General features: G+C 48.4%; 16 protein-coding genes. All 16 read left to right on the top strand.

From position 1 onward, the window contains the following. Positions 1 to 62: 62 nt before the first annotated feature. On the top strand, positions 63 to 1,247 hold the full coding sequence (locus Q9R46_RS15550; protein WP_311280651.1) for an exonuclease SbcCD subunit D: 1,185 nt from the start codon (positions 63 to 65) through the stop codon (positions 1,245 to 1,247). Beyond that, entirely contained in the window at positions 1,244 to 4,663 is a 3,420-nt protein-coding gene (locus Q9R46_RS15545; protein ID WP_311280650.1) for an SMC family ATPase, read from the top strand. Before Q9R46_RS15550 ends, Q9R46_RS15545 begins: the two co-directional genes overlap by 4 nt. Before the next feature lie 326 nt (positions 4,664 to 4,989). After that, positions 4,990 to 5,334: a hypothetical protein gene (locus Q9R46_RS15540; RefSeq protein WP_311280649.1), complete on the top strand. Its 345-nt coding sequence runs from the start codon at positions 4,990 to 4,992 to the stop codon at positions 5,332 to 5,334. A 219-nt stretch (positions 5,335 to 5,553) separates the two neighbouring features. After that, positions 5,554 to 5,913, top strand: a complete 360-nt coding sequence (locus Q9R46_RS15535) for a histidine triad nucleotide-binding protein (protein ID WP_145332134.1) — start codon at positions 5,554 to 5,556, stop codon at positions 5,911 to 5,913. Between the two features lie 180 nt (positions 5,914 to 6,093). Then, positions 6,094 to 6,267: a 30S ribosomal protein S21 gene (gene rpsU, locus Q9R46_RS15530; RefSeq protein ID WP_005547957.1), complete on the top strand. Its 174-nt coding sequence runs from the start codon at positions 6,094 to 6,096 to the stop codon at positions 6,265 to 6,267. Between the two features lie 15 nt (positions 6,268 to 6,282). Beyond that, complete coding sequence (locus Q9R46_RS15525) at positions 6,283 to 6,726, top strand: GatB/YqeY domain-containing protein (protein ID WP_090914751.1); 444 nt, start codon at positions 6,283 to 6,285, stop codon at positions 6,724 to 6,726. Between the two features lie 420 nt (positions 6,727 to 7,146). Continuing rightward, positions 7,147 to 8,469, top strand: a complete 1,323-nt coding sequence (locus Q9R46_RS15520; RefSeq protein WP_311281043.1) for an NfeD family protein — start codon at positions 7,147 to 7,149, stop codon at positions 8,467 to 8,469. Positions 8,470 to 8,632: 163 nt separating this feature from the next. Then, positions 8,633 to 9,640, top strand: a complete 1,008-nt coding sequence (gene floA, locus Q9R46_RS15515; RefSeq protein WP_311280644.1) for a flotillin-like protein FloA — start codon at positions 8,633 to 8,635, stop codon at positions 9,638 to 9,640. A gap of 13 nt (positions 9,641 to 9,653) precedes the next feature. Continuing rightward, positions 9,654 to 10,256 (top strand): hypothetical protein, encoded by a 603-nt coding sequence (locus tag Q9R46_RS15510; protein ID WP_311280643.1) that lies wholly within the window; start codon positions 9,654 to 9,656, stop codon positions 10,254 to 10,256. A gap of 191 nt (positions 10,257 to 10,447) precedes the next feature. Then, positions 10,448 to 10,741: a sporulation protein YqfC gene (gene yqfC, locus Q9R46_RS15505; protein ID WP_123062571.1), complete on the top strand. Its 294-nt coding sequence runs from the start codon at positions 10,448 to 10,450 to the stop codon at positions 10,739 to 10,741. Next, positions 10,738 to 11,931, top strand: a complete 1,194-nt coding sequence (yqfD, locus tag Q9R46_RS15500) for a sporulation protein YqfD (RefSeq protein ID WP_311280642.1) — start codon at positions 10,738 to 10,740, stop codon at positions 11,929 to 11,931. Before yqfC ends, yqfD begins: the two co-directional genes overlap by 4 nt. 6 nt (positions 11,932 to 11,937) lie before the next feature. After that, entirely contained in the window at positions 11,938 to 12,909 is a 972-nt protein-coding gene (locus Q9R46_RS15495; RefSeq protein ID WP_311280641.1) for a PhoH family protein, read from the top strand. Positions 12,910 to 12,925: 16 nt separating this feature from the next. After that, positions 12,926 to 15,175 (top strand): HD family phosphohydrolase, encoded by a 2,250-nt coding sequence (locus Q9R46_RS15490; protein WP_145332126.1) that lies wholly within the window; start codon positions 12,926 to 12,928, stop codon positions 15,173 to 15,175. A 33-nt stretch (positions 15,176 to 15,208) separates the two neighbouring features. After that, entirely contained in the window at positions 15,209 to 15,706 is a 498-nt protein-coding gene (gene ybeY / locus Q9R46_RS15485) for an rRNA maturation RNase YbeY (protein ID WP_311280640.1), read from the top strand. Beyond that, positions 15,706 to 16,083: a diacylglycerol kinase family protein gene (locus Q9R46_RS15480; RefSeq protein WP_145332122.1), complete on the top strand. Its 378-nt coding sequence runs from the start codon at positions 15,706 to 15,708 to the stop codon at positions 16,081 to 16,083. The genes ybeY and Q9R46_RS15480 overlap by 1 nt, the downstream gene beginning before the upstream one ends. A gap of 373 nt (positions 16,084 to 16,456) precedes the next feature. Continuing rightward, complete coding sequence (locus Q9R46_RS15475; protein ID WP_090914732.1) at positions 16,457 to 16,870, top strand: cytidine deaminase; 414 nt, start codon at positions 16,457 to 16,459, stop codon at positions 16,868 to 16,870. Positions 16,871 to 16,887: the final 17 nt, after the last annotated feature.

The raw sequence follows: 16,887 nt of genomic DNA, 5'->3' as shown, positions 1-16,887 counted from the left end.
CAATGAGTGACGAATGAGGGATGAAATGATAGAAGACGTAGTAGAGAGAGGTGGAACGGACGATGCGTATCTTGCATACGGGAGACTGGCATCTGGGGAAAACGCTGGAGGGACGAAGCCGGCTCCGCGAACAGGAGGATTTCATTGATGAACTCGTCAAACTAGCGGACGATCAGCAGGCTGATGCCATTTTGATGGCTGGAGATGTGTATGATTCGGTGAATCCGCCTGCGTCGGCGGAACAGCTGTTTTATGAGGCGGCGGCACGTTTGACTGAAAGTGGCAGGCCACTTGTTGTCATTGCAGGTAACCATGATCAACCCGAACGTGTAGCCTCGGTAACTCCCCTTGTGAACAGACAGGGAATTACATTAGTGGGTACACCTGTGTCAGAGGCTGTTGCTATTCATACCCGTCGAACCGGGGAGACGGCGCATATTGCGGCTTTGCCCTACCCCTCGGAAGCGAGATTAAATGAGCTATTAACCACAGATGGTGACGAAAATGTACTGCGTCAAGCATACAGCCGCAGAGTAGGGATGTTAATGCAACGTCTGGCGTCTTCCTTTCGTCCGGATACAGTCAATCTCGCTATGAGTCATATCTATGTATTGGGCGGAGTAGAGAGCGATTCTGAACGGCCTATTCAGGTGGGGGGAGCGTACACTGTAGATCCTTCTTCCCTGTCCACTGGTGCTCAATACACAGCTCTGGGACATCTCCATCGTGCGCAAGCCGTCAAAGGAGACGGTGTGATTCGGTATAGTGGGTCTCCCCTGGCGTACAGCTTCTCGGAAGCAGGGCAGAGCAAATCCATTACGATGGTGGACCTTACGCCAGGTGGAGCTGCACAAGTAGAAGAAGTGTTGCTTACCTCAGGCAACCCACTCGTTCGTTGGAAGGCGAGAGGCGGTCTGGCGGAAGTGTACCGTTGGCTGGACGAAGGGCGTGACTCACAGGCATACATCGACATGGAAGTCTGGCTGGAGGATGCAATGTCTCTAAAAGAAATTCAGCAGTTACGTAAAGCTCATGAGGGCATTATCCATATTCGCCCGGTGTATCCGGAGATGGAGGCCGCAGGGTTCACGGAACAACGTTCAGAACTGCCTGTGCATGAGCTTTTTCGCAAGTTTTATCAGCGCCAAACCGGTGGAGCGCTACCAGAAGATAGCTTGGTACAACTGTTTCTGGAGTTAGTGGATGAAGATGAGCCAGGCGTGCGTGAGGAGGTCGAAGGTCGATGAGACCGATTATATTGAAAGTCGCCGGGCTGCAAAGTTATCGTGAGATGCAGGAGATTGATTTTACGGTACTTACGGAAACAGGTTTGTTTGGTATTTTCGGACCTACCGGCAGCGGGAAGTCTTCCTTGCTTGATGCGATCACCCTCGCCATGTATGGCAAGGTGGAGCGGGCAGTCAATGGTACACAGGGTATCATGAATCATGCTGAAGATTCGCTATCGGTTGCTTTCACGTTTGAGCTTGCTTCGGCGGCTGGAACCCGTAGATTTCGGGTCGAGCGGCGCTTTAAGCGTAACAATGAAGTGTCCGTCAGTAATACGGTCAGCAAGTTTATTGAAACGATTGATGGAGAAGATCAAGTGTTAGCTGACAAGCTGGCAGAAGTTAATCGGTGCGTTGAAGATGTGATTGGCCTGAAAATGGATGATTTTACGAGAGCGGTAGTATTACCGCAAGGGAAATTTGCCGAATTTCTTTCCCTGAAAGGCAGTGAGCGGAGGCAGATGCTGCAGCGGCTCTTTCATCTGGAGAAGTATGGAGATCAGCTCGCGATTAAATTAAGTCGGCGGGTCAAGGATAATGATATGGCTCATCAATCCCTTGCTGCGGAGCAGCAGGGACTTGGCAATGCGAGTAAAGAAATGCTTGAAGAAACAAAACAGTTGCTTAAGGCAGCGGTTCAGCACGCAGAATCCTCACGGAAAGAGCTGGATTCGGCGGTGAAGGAAGCAGAACAGTTCGGCCGGATTCGTGAGCTGAATAAGGAACAACAAGTGCGATTGCAAGAACAGCAACAACTCCACGCCAAGGCGGAACAGATTGAAGCGGATGAGGAGCGTTTGAAACGGTCGGGAGCAGCAGAGAAGATGCTACCTGCCCTTCAGTCGGTTCAAGACGCATCAGAAGCCCACAAGCAGCGACGGATGGAAGCAGAAACTGCTACGAAACTGGCGTCGGAGCATGAACATGTGGCTTTGCAGGAAGCCGAAAAGGCAGAAGAGGCTCGGGTGCAGCTTGGAGCCGAAGAGCCCAAATTGCTCCTGCGTCTGGATCAATTGGAACAGGCCAAAGAGCTGCAACGCGAACGTGATGTTTTGCAGGCGGATTGCTCACGGCTAGCACAGTTGATGGAGAAAGGGCAGGCCGAACAGGCAAACTTTAGACAACAGCTGGAAAAAGAGCAGGAACTGCAAATGCGTGGACGCAAACGGCGTGAGGAATTACAGGAAAGTCTCAAACCGAATGAAGTGAAATCTGAGGAACGCAGACGACTGCAAGCCGCGCTCGAGCTGAAACATCGGATCGATACAGCGTTTGAGCAGGTGAAACAGCAGAAAGCGGACATGCAGACCTATCAACAGTCTGCAGAACAAGGGGCTGCCAAGCTGGGAGTGGCAGCTGCGGAAGAGGGACGCCTGACCGAACAACGCGAGCAATTGGTGGAACAGGCGTCAGCAGGTCTTGAGGCCTTGCTTGCCTGTGAGCAGGATATGAACAGTGAACAGCGCTTGCTGGCCCGTGCGGAGGAGCAGCTACGCCGTTCGATGCGTGAGCAGGAGATGCATCGGCTTTCCGCTGCCTTACGCGCCGAATTGCGGGACGGCGAGCCATGCCCGGTGTGCGGCTCCGCACACCACCCGCTCCCGGCTGCGCCGCCGGGAGAAGGTCCGCACGCAGACGATGCGGACCTGGAACTGCTGCGCAGCCTGCACGCGGAGCTGCAGGAGCTGCGCTTTGGGCTGCGCCAGCAGCTGCACGAACGTCGCAGCCTGCTGACGCAGCTTGGCGCCGCGGCCGGCGATGCCACGGCCGCAGCCGAGGCCGCGCCTGCGGCAGCGGAGCCCGAGCCTGCCGGATCGCCCGAGGATGGGCGATCTCCGGCGGGCTGGGCGGCGCGTGCTGCTGCGCTGCGCAAAGCCGCGCAGGCGCTGGCTGCCGCAGCAGCGCCGCTGCAGGGCGAAGCCGCCGCGTTGCAGCAGGCGGCTTCTGGCGCGCAGCAGCGCCGCATGGAAGCGGCAGCTGCGCAAGAGGCCGGCCGTGCCGGGCTCGCCCAGGCGGAGCGCAAGCTGGCCGAGAGCGAAGCCGCTGCGGCTGCGTTGCAGAGCCGCTGGACCGCGGAAATGCCTCACATCGCCCAGGAGGAGGCCGCAGGCCTCTATCAAGCGATGCAGGAGCGCGATGCACGCGCCGAAGACATCAAGGAACGTCTGGCCAAAAGCGTGACGTTCCTTGAGGAGAAAGAGCGGCTTGTCCAGTCATTGCAGCAGAAGCTGGTGGAACTCGACAAGCAACTGATCCAGTGGCAGACCGAATGGCAAGGCGGTAGCAAACAACTGGCCCAGAAAGAAGAACGTTTGCGCCAGTGGGTAGGAGAGCAAAGGGTAGAAGATCTGATCCGCGAGACACAGGATCGCCTGGATGGATTGCGCAAGACTGCCGAGCTAGCTGCAGAGCGATTCAAACAAGCGGATGCACAGAAGCAGGAATCGGTGAAACGTGACGTAATGGCCGGGCAGGCCGCCGCATCAGCTGCAGAACATCTGGAGTTGGCACAGGAGCGCTGGCGGCTACTCTTGGAGCAATCCGCGTTCGAGACAGATATCGCTGTCACACAGGCGGCGCTGGCTGCAGAGGAAGCAGAACTGCTACAGAAAGAAATACAGCATCATCGTGAGCGAGAGCGTGAACTTGCTTCTCAGCTACGCGAATTGGAGCAAAAACTGGATGGGGCGGTTGTGACTGAAGAACAGTGGATCGCTTGCACAGAACGTTTGAAACAGGCCAGATATGAGGATGAAACTGCCCTGCAGGTGAAAGCACGTGCCGAACGGGATCTGGAGGATGTGCAGCAACGTCATGTTCGCTGGACGGAGCTGGAGACGAAACGGCTGGAGATCAGTCACCAGGGCGAGTTGCTTAGCAAGTTGCAGACCGCGTTCCGGGGGAATACGTTTGTCGAGTACATTGCCGAAGAGCAACTGATGCAGGTAAGTCATGCGGCTTCCCAGCGTCTGCGCTTCCTTACCAAGCAGAGGTATTCCCTTGAAGTGGATTCGGGCGGCGGCTTTGTGATCTGTGACGATGCCAACGGTGGTGTGAAACGTCCGGTATCAACCTTGTCTGGTGGAGAAACGTTCCTGACCTCGTTGTCGCTGGCGCTGGCACTATCCGCCCAGATTCAGCTGCGCGGGCAATATCCGCTACAATTTTTCTTCCTGGATGAAGGGTTCGGCACATTGGACCCGGAACTGCTGGATACGGTTATTACTTCACTGGAAAAATTGCATGACGATCGACTGGCTGTGGGCATTATCAGTCACGTTCCTGAACTGCGTGCGCGTTTGCAACGCAAACTGGTCGTGATTCCGGCTGGTGATGCGGGTACAGGTTCCAGGGTTGTGATGGAAAGCCTATGAGTCCAGGATGTGTATAAATGATTTATTTGTAAAAATATTTCTTTTTTTGATATCACGCGATAACAAGTGAGTTTCGTCACAGATACAGGTTCAACCTGCTGTTATACTACAGTTAAGCCGACAAACTTGTTTTAAGCCCCCCGTCGGACATCTGTTCAGGAAGCTTCCTGTATAGATGTCCGCGTAGCCGGACTTCTTCGGAAGGCCGCTCACGAGGGGCTTCTTTTTTTGCATTCTTGTTCAAAACGTCTTGAACACAGTGTCAATTCGCCCAGAGTTGAATACGATGAAGGGTGAAGAAGAACTGAATTGGGAGGCGATTAGGCATGGATAAGGTAGCGGCTAAAAAACTATGTAAGGATCACATTCATCGTTATGTCTGTATCCAGATGAATGATGGTTCATACTATGATGGCATTGTAGAGAATGTGGATGATGAGATGATTTATTTGGCTGTTCCGGTTGGCAATGAAGTCATGGGAGGTCATGCAAATGCAGCGCCCAATATGATGCCTATGGTTCATTATCCGGCGACGCCAGCTCGTGGGTTTTATCCTGGATACGGGTACCCCGCTCCTTACCCTTATTACGGATATGGCCGCAGACGTTTTAACAGGCTGGTTCTGCCTTTGTTTGCCCTGACGGCACTAACCTTATTGCCGTACTATTAAAATGGTTTAAATCCCTATTAATTCGTATCAAAGAAATCATCATCCAATCACGGTCATACCTCGGCAATGGGACACCTTGCCTCTAGGTGTGGCTTTTTCCTTTACAGACAATCAGAGAGCAGAAAGGAGTCATCGGTCAAGCATTGGACGTACGATTTTACTTTTAGTATGATATAGGGGTATACATAATTTGAACTCAAAGGAAGGAGGGATTGTACGATGGATTGCTTATTTTGCAAAATTGTAGAGGGCACCATTCCCTCCAACAAAGTACTGGAAAACGATCATGTAGTCGTATTTCACGATATTCATCCTGCGGCACCGACCCATGTGTTGATTGTTCCGAAGAAACATATCGCTTCCATGAATGATGTAACCGCAGAGGATCTGCCCTTGATCGGAGAAATTCATATGGCTGCACAGGAGGCTGCCAATCGGCTCGGTGTGCAGCAATCGGGATACCGCCTGATTAACAATTGCGGCCAAGATGGCGAGCAGACGGTGCACCACTTGCACTACCATTTGCTGGGCGGAACCAGACTTGGTGCGCTTACAAGTTTGTCTGATTCACACCAATAAAAAGGTCGTATGACGTTACTCAAGTTGTAAATTTGTTTTTGCACTTGAAAAAATGCTGTAGCTCAGCTAATATTAAGGGATCACGTTAAGGTTGACACTTTTATTGCCTTTCGCCTATAATGAAAGATGATGAACCGTGTTATTGCTCTTGGACGGTCTGGTCGGAGGGAGGGAAAACTGGTGTCTGAAACTAAAGTTCGCAAAAACGAGACTATTGATGCTGCACTTCGTCGCTTTAAACGTTCCATCGCTAAAGATGGCGTATTGGCTGAGGTGAAGAAACGTAAGCATTATGAGAAGCCAAGCGTAAAGCGCAAGAAAAAGTCCGAGGCTGCTCGTAAGAGAAAGTTTTAGGAGGATTTTAACTACATGAATCTTAGCGAACGATTGAACGAAGATATGAAGCAAGCGATGAAGAGTAAGGACAAGTTCAGACTCTCCACCATTCGGTTGATTCGTTCGACGATCAAGAATCTTGAAATAGATTTGAAAAGAGATTTGGATGACAACGAAGTGCTTGATATCCTGAGTCGTGAAATCAAACAGCGCAAAGATGCCCTCCAAGAATTTGGCAAAGCAGGTCGCGAAGAACTCGCGGCAAATGCCGAAGCGGAAATTGAAATACTTATCCAGTATCTTCCTGCACAGCTTACCGAAGAAGAAATTAAAGTAATTGTACAGCAGACCATCCAGGAAACCGGTGCTTCTTCGAAAGCCGAGATGGGGAAAGTGATGGCGGCCCTTATGCCGAAAGTCAAAGGCAAAGCGGACGGCAAACTGGTTAATCAAGCAGTTCAACAATTTCTGCAATAAAGCAAATTCAATAAACACCTCCTGACTTGTCAGGGGGTGTTTTTTCATGATTTATTCGATACTCTTCTCCTGTTCATACTCTATTCATCTCCATATGAAATTGCGAGATACCTCTTTAGAGAGCACGTTTAGCACAACATGCTGGCAAATAAAAGATCACATAAGATCGAAGTAGCGGCACTTATTATGGCGTGTCTTGCTCATCGAAAATGCTTGAGATTTATAAAATATTGGATTATAAACTTGATTTTGGGTATATATTTCTTGCATTTGCCGGAGTATTCAAATATAATCTTAAGTTTTTGAAACGTAATGTTGCATTGTACGTAATAAATACCATAAGCTGGACAGTATAACATTATTGGAAAAGGGGGGACTAATGTGAAGGGAAAGCGCCGGAAGAAGCTTACGGGGTCACTAATGCTCTTGATGCTGCTGACGCTTTTACTTCCTGTCTGGATTGGAATACCTTCAGCGCATGCAGCTGAGAAAAGCGGCGCCGTATATATTATTCCGGTGGATAAACCAATCGAGCAGGGATTAGGCAAATTCATGGAGCGCGGATTCAAAGAAGCAGAGAAAATGAATGCTGGTTTGATCATTCTTGATATCAACACGCCGGGAGGCCGTGTGGATACAGCAGAAGCGCTAGGTACAATGATTAAAGATGCTCCTATTGAAACGTTGGCGTTTGTCCGGGGCGATGCTGCATCCGCAGGAAGTTTTCTTGCGCTGAATGCGGATAAGATCGTAATGTCACCAGGCAGCATGATTGGCGCTGCGGCCATGGTAGACAGCACAGGCAAACATGTTGACGATCCCAAGCTGGTTGCATTCTGGAAGAGCAAAATGCAAGGAGCTGCAGAGAAGAGCGGCCGTGATGGCGAGATCGCAGCTGGCATGACTGACGTCAATATGGTGGTAGAGATGCCGGAGATCAATAAAACCAAACAAAAAGGTGAAATTATTGCTCTCTCCGCTGAGGAAGCGCTAAAAGTGGGTTATGCAGACCATATCAGCAACACGCCTGAGGAAGCAGCGGCATGGCTTGGATATAGTCAAGGAGATGTGTTCAAATTGGAACGCTCTGCTGCAGAGAATATTTCCACCTTTTTGACCAATCCAATTGTGATGACCATACTTCTGTTCCTTGGTATTGCTGGTGTCATCATTGAATTGATTGTGCCTGGATTTGGCGTTCCGGGAATTGTAGGGATTGTATGTTTTGTGCTTTATTTCTCTGGCAATTATATTGCGGGGTTTGCCGGAGCGGAAACATGGGTATTATTTACGGTCGGGCTGATTATGATGATTCTGGAGATGTTTATTCCCAGCATGGGGATTCTCGGTATTCTGGGTTCAATCGCGCTCGTGGCCGGTGTAGTTCGGGCGGCGTACGACACAAGTGATGCGTTTATCTCTCTTGGGATTGCTTTTGTAGCCGCACTTGTCGTTGTAGCGATTATCGCTGTTGTGTTCAAAGACAGAGGCATATGGAACCGGTTTATACTAAGTGACCGTTTATCTGCCGATCAAGGATATTCCTCTGCAACGGAGCGTAAAGAACTGATCGGAATGCAGGGAATCAGTCTTACACCACTTCGCCCATCAGGAACAGCGATGATTGATGGTGAGCGAATTGATGTGGTCACAGATGGTGGATTTATTCCTGTAGATACGCCAATTATTGTGATCAAAGCAGAAGGAACCCGGATTGTTGTACAACAGGCTTTGCCGGTGTAATTCTGCGTTTGCCGGAGTGATGATATCGCTTCGGCGAAGTACATAACCTTTTGCCAAGCTGCGGGCAATATGGTGAAGTGATGTTTCAGCAGCGGATTAATCAGTGTCAGTTCTGATGCTCTCTTTTCCCAAAAAACATATTGCAAACGGAGGAATTTAATCTATGGATCCAATGATCACGATTTTGCTCATCGCGGTGCTGGCTATTATCGTACTGAGCGTATTTTTCAGCTTTTTCCCGGTTATGCTCTGGATCTCGGCTATTGCATCCGGCGTACGTGTTGGTATCATTACGCTGGTGGCGATGAGATTGAGACGTGTAACACCAAGCCGGATCGTTAACCCGTTGATCAAAGCAACGAAAGCGGGTCTTCGATTAACAATGAATCAGTTGGAGAGTCACTTCCTCGCTGGGGGTAACGTTGACCGTGTTGTTAATGCGCTGATTGCTGCGCAACGTGCCAATATTCCACTCGAATTCGAACGTGCTGCAGCCATTGACCTGGCGGGTCGTGACGTATTACAAGCTGTTCAGATGAGTGTTAACCCGCGTGTTATTGAAACTCCGGTTGTATCTGCTGTCGCAAAAGACGGTATTGAAGTCAACGTAAGAGCGAGAATTACAGTACGAGCAAATATTGATCGTCTCGTCGGTGGTGCTGGAGAAGAAACCATTATTGCACGTGTAGGTGAAGGTATCGTAAGTACAAACGGTTCTTCTAACTCTCACAAAGAGGTTCTTGAAAATCCAGATCTTATTTCACGTACTGTTTTATCCAAAGGACTGGATTCTGGAACTGCGTTCGAAATCCTGTCTATTGATATCGCGGACGTAGACGTAGGTAAGAACATTGGTGCCTTCTTGCAAACTGAGCAGGCTGAAGCAGATAAACGTATTGCGCAAGCAAAAGCGGAAGAGCGCCGTGCGATGGCCGTAGCACAAGAACAAGAGATGAAAGCGCGCGTTGTTGAGATGAGAGCGCGTGTCGTTGAATCTGAATCCCAAGTACCACTTGCGATGGCTGAAGCGCTCCGCAACGGTAAAATTGGTGTAATGGATTACATGAATCTTAAAAATATTGAAGCCGATACTCAAATGCGCAACACGTTGGGAAAACCAGCCGAAGGTTCGAATTCCAGCGATCAAGGTGATTCCAAAAACGGAAGATAGGCGGTGAATGCATATGAGCCTATTCGAATGGATCTTTAATAATCTATATGTTGTAGCGGTTATTGCTTTTGCCCTCTTTTCAGTCCTTGGAAAGCTTGGGAAGTCAGCAAACCCCAATCAGAAGCGTCCAGGTAACGGAATGCCGACATTTGGCGGTGGTGATGACGCCAATCGTCGTTCAGGAAATGCTACTCCACAGCAGTCGGCATCGGATGACCGTCGTTATGAAGAACAGTATGATCAGCGCTATGACGAGGAGCGTTATGATGATCAAAGGTATGACGAAAGATATGATCCGTCACAAACAGAGCCTGCTGCGTCATCACGTCAAGCGTCTGATGATACAGGCAATTACGCTTTGGATAATATGCGGAGCTCGGTAGATGAGCAGATGAGATTGATGGAGGAGCAGCAACGTGCGGTACAGAAAAGACTGAACCGAATTTCGTCAGCAAGTGCTCCAGTTGTATCAAGTCCAAGTCTGGAAGATACAGACAATATTAACTCAGGCACATCCCGTATTCGTCCGGAGGATATCCGAACTGGAGTGCTATGGGCAGAGGTGCTCGGTCCTCCGCGTTCGAAGCAACCTTTTGGAACGAGAGGTAAGCTGTAGACGGTGATAAGTCAGGAAGTATGTAAAAGATAGAACGAAGCCTTTTCTGGGGAGCAAAATGCCTCCGGAGAAGGCTTTTTTTCGTATGCCTGTATTTTCAGCAAAATATGTACGTAACCGCTCACCAATTCTTCATAATTTCCTGAATTTGCGCATAAGTTGAACTGTAGAGGAAGGGGGAAGACCTTCGAATGACCCGGATCAGCCGCAAGCTGCGCAGATGGACCAGCGAGGTGCTGGATTTGCCGCAGGATGTGCTTTATGATATGCCACGGTTAACCCTGATCGGCAGCAAGCAACTGTATATAGAGAATCATCGCGGTGTTATCCATTTCACGCCGGATCGCATCGTACTGGCTCTGTCACAAGGTCAATTGGAGATCAAAGGCAGTGCTTTGGTCATACGTAACATTTTGCCGGATGAAGTAGCTATCGAAGGTACGATTCTGGATATTCATATGAATGGAGTGGAGGGAAACGGATGAAGCAGCCTAGTCTGTATAAATTGCGGGGAGCCGTGCGGATCAAAGTTACAGGCGGAGATATCGAGACATTAATTAATGCAATAACAGAGCAGAGACTGAGTGTATGGGATCTACGTGCACAGGATGGACGCCAGGCGGAGATGAGCATTTTGCTTCCGCATTTTTTCAGACTGCGTCCTGTTGTAAAGGGGACAGGCTGCAGAGTGAAAATTATGCACCGCAGCGGTTTTCCTTTTTTTCTCGCTCGTCTGTTTCGCAGAAAGTTTTTTGTAGGGGGCATGCTGTTCTTTGTGGCGGCACTATTTGCCCTATCGTCTATGATCTGGAATGTAGAAGTGAAAGGGAATGTAACGATTCCGACAGACGAAGTACTGGCCGCGGCTAAAAAAGAAGGCATCTACCCCTTTCAATGGGGGTTCCGAATGAAAAGTCAGGACAAGCTCTCCAGACAGCTGGCGCTGGCACTGCCTGATGTGACCTGGATTGGCGTAACGAAAGAGGGGACAAGGGTTACGATTCAGGTCGTTGAGTCCGCACAGCCTAAGCGAGAGCCTTTACTGAATCCAAGGCATCTCATCAGTAAATCCGACGCGGTGGTAACTCAGATCTATGCTGAACAGGGACGCCCCGTAGTACAGAAGAACACACGTGTCAAGAAAGGACAAGTGCTGATTTCGGGCATCCTGGGTGACGAGGAAAATACAAAAACGATTGTTGCCAAAGGCGAGGTCCGGGGCATGGTCTGGCGGGAATATGATATACAGGTTCCGCTGATTCAGAAACATCAGACGATGACCGGAGAAAGTAAAGAGCGATTTTACGTGGTGCTGGGAGATTGGGCGATTCAATTATGGGGGTACGGAAAAACTCCTTTTAGTTCATATGACACGGATACGTATCACAAACCTCTGACCTGGCGTTCATTCACCTTGCCGATGGGATGGATGACGGAGAAGGATATGGAAACGAATTTCCATCAGGAAGAGCAAGGTGTGGATTGGGCTAAAACGAAAGGATTAGAAGGGGCGCGAAATGATATTTTAGCCAAAAACGGTAAAGGCACAAAAATTTTAAGTGAAAAAATTTTGCATGAGAAGAAAGAGAATGGTAAAGTTTATATGAAAGTATTATTTGAAGTGGAAGAAAGCATCGCGGAAGAACTTCCGTTAGTCCATAGTCAAGGAGAATGAGGATATTTGTCAGAGCAAACACGCAGTATACAAATCTCGCTCCAAAGTGCGGGAGAGGGGCAATCTCTGTTTGGACCCCAAGATATTTTTCTGAAACTGATTGAATCCGAGATTCCAGCCCAGGTCGCTTCACGCGAAGCAGAGATTAATATCTTTGGTACTGTGCAACAGGTGGAATCACTTGAACAACTATTTGATGTATTACTGCAATTGATTCGCAATGGGTATGTGTTGACTGAAAGAGATGTCCAATATGCGATAGAGCTTGCTAAAGATTTGCGTGCGGATCAGCTACTGGATCTGTTTAAAGGTGAAATTACGACGACATACCGTGGTAAACCAATTCGTGTAAAAACGATTGGACAGAAACATTACGTAACCACGATTAAAAAACGGGATATTGTATTCGGGATTGGTCCAGCCGGAACCGGTAAAACGTATCTGGCTGTTGTGCTGGCTGTTGCCGCTCTTAAAGAGGGCAGTGTCAAACGTATCGTGCTTACAAGGCCTGCAGTTGAAGCGGGCGAAAGCCTGGGTTTCCTGCCAGGTGATCTGCAGGAGAAAGTAGATCCGTACCTGAGACCGCTGTATGACGCTCTATACGACGTTATGGGACAAGAACAGACGGCTAAGGCTCTGGAACGCGGATTAATTGAAATCGCTCCCTTGGCCTATATGCGTGGTCGTACGCTGGATGATTCCTTTATCATTCTGGATGAGGCACAGAACACAACGCCTGAACAGATGAAAATGTTTTTAACCCGTCTTGGGTTTGGTTCCAAGATGGTCATCACCGGAGATGTGACACAGATTGATTTACCGCGTGGCAAAAAATCAGGACTTGTGGAAGCGAGTACGATCCTGGGTGAAGTTCAGGAAATTGGATTTGTACATTTCGCCGAACAGGATGTCGTGCGTCACTCCCTCGTCCAAAAAATCATTGTGGCTTACAACCACGCCGCAGAAAATCAAGCATAGAAAGGGATTGTCTAAAGTGACCTCGAAAGAAATGTCAAAAGGCAAATCTTTTCAAAATAGAGCGACAGGATGGAAGTATAGCGTGTGGGCGCGCTATCTTCTCTTTTTGTTTTTAGTGATCCTCTTTTACGTGAGTCTTTCTTCCAAACTGTTACCTGAGCGCTACGATATTCAGGAAGGTACTCGCAGTGAGGTAGACATTGTTGCGCCAATGCAGATTCCGAATAACAAGGCTACACTGAAGGCACAGGAAGAAGCGGCCGAACGTGTGCAGCCAATATATCAGATCGTGCAGATGCGTAACGAAAACCTGATGACTACGCTACTGGATCGCATTGACCGTTTGAATCAGGACGACCAGATCTCAAGTCAGGATAAGATTGATATCTATCGGGATGAGATCCCGCAACGTCAGAAAGACTTTGTGTCTAACTATATTAATAACAATCGGAAAACAGGTACATACTCCGACACTTTACTGGAAGAGATTCGAAACGTCGTGCAGGAACAAAGTTACCGTATTCCTGAAGAAACGTATATCAAAATCTCACGTCTGACTTCAGATGATATTCAGGAAATGAAACCTGTTGCACGAGACATTGTAGCGAGATTGATGACAGACCAGGTTAGTGAGGCTACAACTGCACGGGCAAAAGTGGCGGAGATGGTTAGTGCAAGTTCGCTTAGCAAACGTACGCAGCGTGAAGTGGTACAGGAACTTACGCGTCTGGTGGTAACGGCTAACCGTTTTTATGATGAAGAGGGAACCAAGGAAGCAAAGGTCCAAGCCCGTGAAAATACACCGACGGTGTTTATCAAGCAGGGGGACACGCTTGTATCTAAAGGGGAGATGATTACCCCGGAAATGTATGCACTGCTTAATGAGAATGATTTGCTGAAAAATGAGGTCAACTACTGGCCGCAGCTGGGATTGCTTTTGTTTTCCTGTATGCTGTCGGCAGCGATTTTGATGTTTATTCAGCAAGGCAGTGGAACACATTTCAAATATAATAATGCCCAGCTGCTTATGCTTGTTCTCATCTTTATTATTTCAATTGTTGTAATGCACGTGACAGCCTTGATTCAGACCAATGAACGTCCATTTATCGGTTTTCTAGCACCGGTGGCTGTTGGAGCGATGCTGATTGCCCTATTACTGGATACATCACTTGCATTTGTATGCTCGATTCTTATCGGTATACTGTCCAGCATTATTTTGAATACACACCAGGGTCAGCTTTTTGACTTTGAACTTGGCTTCTTTGCAGTTGTCGTTTCGTTTGTGGCGATTTTTGCAACGCACCGAGCGAGTCAGCGGTCAACGATCTTAAAAGGGGCTATCATGGTCTGTCTGTTCGGATCTCTGGCTGTCTTTACACTGGCTTTAATTGATACAGGGGACTGGAACAGAACAACAACACTGTACGGCATTGGATACGCATTTGCAGGCGGGGTACTGACAGCTATTTTGGTTATCGGGCTGATGCCGTTTTTTGAAACGTCGTTTGGCATTCTATCCGCACTTAAACTGGTTGAACTTTCGAATCCAAACCATCCGTTGCTTCGCAAGCTGCTTACAGAGACACCGGGCACGTATCACCATAGCGTTATGGTTGGCAATCTATCCGAAGCGGCCGCTGAGGCTATTGGTGCAAATGGATTGCTCTGTCGAGTAGGGTCATATTATCATGATATCGGGAAGACCAAGCGGCCGATCTATTTTATTGAGAACCAAAACAACATGGAGAATCCGCATGATTCGATTGATCCCAAACTAAGTAAGTCCATTATCGTTGCGCATGCGCGGGATGGCGTTGAGATGCAGAAGGACTACAAGCTACCCAAGCCGATACGGGATATTGCCGAACAACATCATGGTACAACATTCCTCCATTACTTCTACCACAAGGCGTTGCGTCAGGCGGAAGAAGCGGGGATTGAACCGGATTTCACGGAAGAAGATTTTCGTTATCCGGGACCGAAGGCGCAATCGAAGGAGTCTGCTATTGTAGGGATTGCCGACAGTGTTGAAGCGGCCGTTCGTTCGTTACGCAAGCCAACGGTGGAACAGGTAGAGTCCATGATTGAAAAAATTATCAAAGGTCGCCTGGATGATCATCAGTTTAACGATTGTGACCTTACGATGCGTGAGCTGGATATCGTGGCCAAAACGTTAAAGGAAACGGTCATGGGCATTTTCCACTCCAGAATCGAGTATCCGGAAGAGATCAAGAAACCTAAACCCCCGGCACCTGAAGCCGGTTAATCAATATTACGAGCAGACAGGAGTTATGAAAGAATGAGTCTTAATCTCGCATGGAATAATGAACAACAGGATAAAGAAATTACAGAACCGATGATCGCGATGCTGGAGCAATTGTTGACTCTCGCAGGTGAAGCTGAGGGCATAACGGAAGGAGAAGTCGCGCTCACGTTTGTTGATGATGAGCAGATTCACGAACTGAACCGTGATTATCGTGGCATAGACCGTCCTACAGACGTATTGTCTTTTGCGATGAACGAATCGGTGGATGAAGAGCTAGACATCATTTATGAGCTTGATGAGGACGAGGAGATGGAAGAAATGCCGGATGTCCTTGGTGACATCATTATTTCTGTTCCACGGACGATAATGCAGAGTGAAGAGTATGGACACTCATTTGAGCGTGAGCTTGGTTTCCTGTTTGTTCACGGCTTCTTGCACCTGCTTGGTTATGACCATCAAGATGAAACAAGTGAGGCAGAGATGATGGGGAAACAGGAAGCTGTTCTTGCTCAAGCCGGGTTGACACGATAATGAAGAGGCGCTCCTGGGGTCTTGTATTTCTCAACGCTCTGGAAGGAATTGCTTACGGCTTGCGTACGCAACGGAATGTTAGAGTTCACACAGGGGTAGCCATTTTGATGTGTGCAGCCGGATTTTTTTTCCACATCTCCAGAACGGACTGGATGTTTGTGTTGGCAGCTGTATTTATGGTGCTGGTTACTGAATTGATGAACACAGCCGTAGAAGCCGCTGTTGACTTGGCCCAGCCTGATATTCATCCGCTCGCAAAAGCAGCAAAAGACACCGCGGCTGGGGCAGTTTTACTGGCTGCGGTGTTCGCTGTCATCATAGGATGTATTGTTTTCCTCAAACCAGTTTTGTCCTGGTTAAAGCTGGTGTTTGGATAACGGTAATCGGAAGGTTATTCTGTCATCGGAGTGACCAGTGTAATCTTAAGGTTTAAAAGTTTTAATTGCACACCACCAATAAAGTGTGCCTCTGCCTTTAAGTTGTTTCCCCAAAGATTACACAATAACAGAGAGGACAGAAAAAACATGAAGAAGCGAAGCGCTCGCCTGAAAGCTTTCCAAGGGAAAGCTACATCGGAAGCATAAGCTATCATCGGATTTTCACTTTGGAAAAAGTGATTGGAAAAAATCCGAGGATAACAGCGATCGAAAGGTTATTCTGTCATCGGAGTGCCCACTGTAATCAAACGGTTTTAATCAACTTAACTCTAAGAGCGCATCTTTATACACACCCTAAGGGAGAGAAAAATAAATGGATAATGGCTTGTTAATGCAGGAAGCAATAAAGGCACGCACAAAGGCGTACACGCCATATTCCCATTTTGGAGTAGGCGCAGCTTTGCTGGATAGCGAAGGACATGTGCATCATGGATGCAACATTGAAAATGCGGCATATACACCGGGGAATTGTGCTGAGCGTACCGCGATGTTCAGTGCTATTGCCGGAGGACATAAGCCGCGCAGTTTCAAAGCAATGGCGATCGTAGGAGATACCGAAGGGCCGATTGCCCCTTGTGGTGTATGCCGTCAAGTGATGTATGAATTGTGTGAACCAGACATGAAAGTCATTTTGGGTAATTTAAAAGGTGACTTGTTAGAAACAACAGTTGCTGAATTGCTGCCATGGGCATTTGGTCCCTCAGACCTGAACTCTGCCAAAAAATAAAATTCCAGGCCTAGGCG

The sequence above is a fragment of the Paenibacillus sp. RRE4 genome, from assembly GCF_031844205.1.
In the GTDB taxonomy this organism is placed as follows: Bacteria; Bacillota; Bacilli; order Paenibacillales; family Paenibacillaceae; genus Paenibacillus; species Paenibacillus xylanexedens_B.
This window is presented reverse-complemented; position numbering and strand designations above follow the sequence as displayed.